Source organism: Spiroplasma sp. Moj, assembly GCF_016082285.1.
Taxonomy (GTDB): Bacteria; Bacillota_I; Bacilli_A; order Mycoplasmatales; family Mycoplasmataceae; genus Spiroplasma; species Spiroplasma phoeniceum.
The window spans coordinates 346-4131 of sequence record NZ_MQTY02000090.1; the positions used below are offsets into that span (position 1 = coordinate 346).

At 22.9% G+C, this 3786-nt stretch carries 1 protein-coding gene; it reads left to right on the forward strand.

What is annotated here, in order from left to right; translation table 4 throughout:
• The first annotated feature begins 794 nt into the window (after positions 1 to 794).
• On the forward strand, positions 795 to 1712 hold the full coding sequence (locus BST80_RS04345; protein WP_415746122.1) for a hypothetical protein: 918 nt from the start codon (positions 795 to 797) through the stop codon (positions 1710 to 1712).
• The last annotated feature ends 2074 nt before the right edge of the window (positions 1713 to 3786 follow it).

The following is a 3786-nucleotide window of genomic DNA, read 5'->3' on the forward strand; positions in this document are numbered from 1 at the left end:
TNNTNTGAAGAGATGCACAAGCAATTCCTTGTATAATTGAGAAGTCTCCCCCAATTAATTATGTGCTGCTTGCTTGCTGATTGACATTAAACTTTTGGCAGACATTCAACGAGAGTTGGGGCATGAATTGAAAAAATGATTGAAGTAGATTAAANATANATNNGAANNANNATATATGTATATNNAANNTANNNTANTNTACACTCTACAATTTTCCATTGTTATGAAGCGTAATCCATTATACATGTAATACAGAAATATTTAGTATACAGATATATGTATAATTACGTCTGCTTTGGAAAATCATAATAGTAGAATATTCTCATAAATACAATATGTATAAATGTATAAATTAAGTATACGCCGTGTAACACTCTGTTTGGCTAAACGAAAATTCTAATTCGCTTCTCTTTCCACTCGCTCTTTAATTCTCTTTTCTAATATAAATATTTAAAAAAAAAAATGATNTNNANTANNTAANTNNATNANCAAATAAAATTGATATTAGTNNNATTAATAAATTAGATAAACCAACTATTCATGTTGACGATCCAACTCAAACAACAGCCGAACAATTAAAACCACAATTTAAAGCTGTCGTTTTAAAAGCAATTAAAGCCGTAGATAGTTCTTTAACTGAAAATGATTATGATTACTTTATTGAAGCTAAGGGTGAAGATTGACCAATAGATATTACAAATGATAAAACTGTTGAAGTTCAAATTGAGGGTAAAAACAATGCTACTGGTCAAACAAATCCAATTGATGTAGTAATTAAAAATTCTTAATAAACAATGAACTTACTAATTTTACGAGTTTTAACTTTATTAACAGAAAATTTAGGTAACAAGTTAGTAATAAATAAATTTGTTAATTTAATTAATAAGGTTAATAAATTTGCTTCATATTATTCTAATCCTTTACAAAAAATTACAAATAAAATTGAAGATATTTATAAATGATTAAATCCATTTACTTATTTAGATTTAATTAAAAAAGGTCATAAAAAAGAAATACAACAAATATTAAGTCAATTAGAAAAAGATAATAATATTAAAAATAAAAAACAATTTAAAAATGAAAATTATCTAAATACTAATTGACAACCTTTAAATAGTAGTTGACTTGATAGTGGTATGTTTAATATAACAAATAAGTTAACTTTAACAGGTAATTTAACTATTTTAATATATACAAAAACAGCAAAACATCCTAAGTTTTATGGTCCATATGTTTATCCTAGTGTTCCAGTTGAAATATGAAAATTATTAAGTAATGCTGTATCTAATGCAGGGACTTTATTTTGGCGTTATTGATTAAGAAAATGGTTACCTAGTCATTTAAGAAATTATATTAAAAAACGATTACCACAAGCATTAAAAGAAAAATATCCCAAAGGAAATATTAAATTAACATTACCAACTATTCAAAAATTAAATCAAATTAAAAAGTTTATTAATAATTTAAAGGTTGGACATTTTAATTTTAATTTTGCTGGTGAAATTAATAATAAAAAATGATATCGTGAACGCCGAAGTGATGTTAAAAATATTAAGAATTTATATAAAACACCAGTTAAAAATAAATTTTATCAGGTTAATAAATCTATTAAAGCAATTAATAAAACCAAAAGAAAGGTTAATAGTTATAAACCAAATAATTTAAAAAATAAATATCGTAATCAATTAAGGGGTGTTTTATATGGAAAATAATTTAAGTAATTTGTTATTTATAANAGTTGAAGATGTTAAAGAAAGTAAACTTTGACAACCTATTAATGATCGTAAACAATCTGCTTATAATGATAATTTAATTTATAATGCTATTTTAAAAACTAGTTTATGAATGGATAGATTATCAGGTGGAACAATATCTGATAAAATTAANAAAAAAGATTTATTTCCTTGAATTAAAAAAGATAATACTGGTTTAATTGAATATGATAAATGATTAAGTTATATTCAATCTGCTTGTTTATTAGCAGTTATGAATTGATATTTACCAAAAGGAGTTAATGACTTAACAGGTAGTGCTTCATTTTCACAAGGTGGAGTTGCTTACTCACAAACTAATGATCCTGAGGCAAATGAAAATATTACTCGTGATGTAAAAAATGCTTTAAAATTAGCAGGTGAAATTATTGATATTATATCTAGTAAAACAGTATCTAGACCATATAATTATAGTTTAGATAATTATGCTCATCCATGAGAAGAAGAATATAAACATATTAATAAAAAAANTTTTTATCCAACATTATTATTTTGATTAAAAGAACGATTACAAACAGATAATTCAATAAATATTACTTATCCAATTATTAATGATTTTTCTAAAATTGATTATAATGAATATATTAAATTAATAGTTCCATTTGATAATAACACGATTTATTATGAAGATAATGTCTGAAAAGCAAAACAAAGTGGTGATATTCCATCAGATGGTATTANATTGATAAGCAAGATGGTAAATATATTGTAAAAACATCACAAGACTTAAAAAATAATTATTACGATGCAGCTGCAATTGATAATATTTTATTAGATAAACAAGATAAATTAATAAGTGGAACAAACATTAAAACTATTAATGGTAATTCATTATTAGGGAGTGGTGATATATCTATTAGCGGGGGTAGTGATTGAGAATTAGTTAATACTAGTGATTTTAAACCTAATGATACTCAATATATTTTGNCAGTTACTCCTAATGGAATATATAAATATAAAGTTGAATTAGGATATTTAAAAGAAAACAAAACTATTTATAAAAGTTCATTAATTTTTAGTGAAAAAGGATTTGATAAAAATTATGATGTAGTAGTTGGAAATACCTTTCAATTTTCAGGGTTACCTATTTTTACAATATCTATTAGTTTAAGAAAAGGTTATCAAAATGCTGTTATTAGTTTATTAAATCAAAATGGCGTTAAACATGAAATGCAAACATTAAGTATTGAAAGAAAAAGAATAAGTTAGAAAGGAGTTTTAATTAATGAAACAAGATAAAACAACTTGATTAAAGGGTGCATTACCTTGAAATTGATTTAAAAAAGANCCTATTCCAACTTATAATTGAACTCATAAAGATATTAGANAANNANNNANATCTTCAACATCAGTACCAGTTATATATTCACCAAGTGGAGTTTTACATGGAATATTACCTTTTTCAGAACGATAACATAAAATATATTTATTTATTTTTGAATTGTTTTACTCAAAAGTAATATCCTCAATATTTATGTTAATAACTAAACCTTGTAAATTATCTAATTCCTTAATTTTATCAATAATTTCTAATATATCTTTTTTATTCATTATTATTTTTCCTCCTTATTAAAATCAATCATCACATAAACATTGTTGTCTTCTAACACATTTACATTTAAAATCTCAATTATCATTTAAATGTGGGTCAATGCAACGATAACAATTTTGCCTATCTTCACATTCACAAAATTCACATTCTATTTTTATTTTTTTCCATTATTTCAAATCACTTTCTATTTTCTTATTACATTTTTTCTTATAACAACATTTTAAGTTATGGTGTTTATAAAATTTGCGTTTACTTATTTTCATTCTCTTTTTTCCTTTCATTTACAATAGACTTCTTGCATAACCTAGTTATTTTAAAATTCCTATAAAATATATTTAAAATAGAAATTATAGGAATCTAAAATTATGAAATTTGATAAATTTGATTTTATTAATGATAAAGAATTATTCCGATTAACAGGAATAAAACAAGCCACTTTTAATAAAATGTTAGATATTTTAA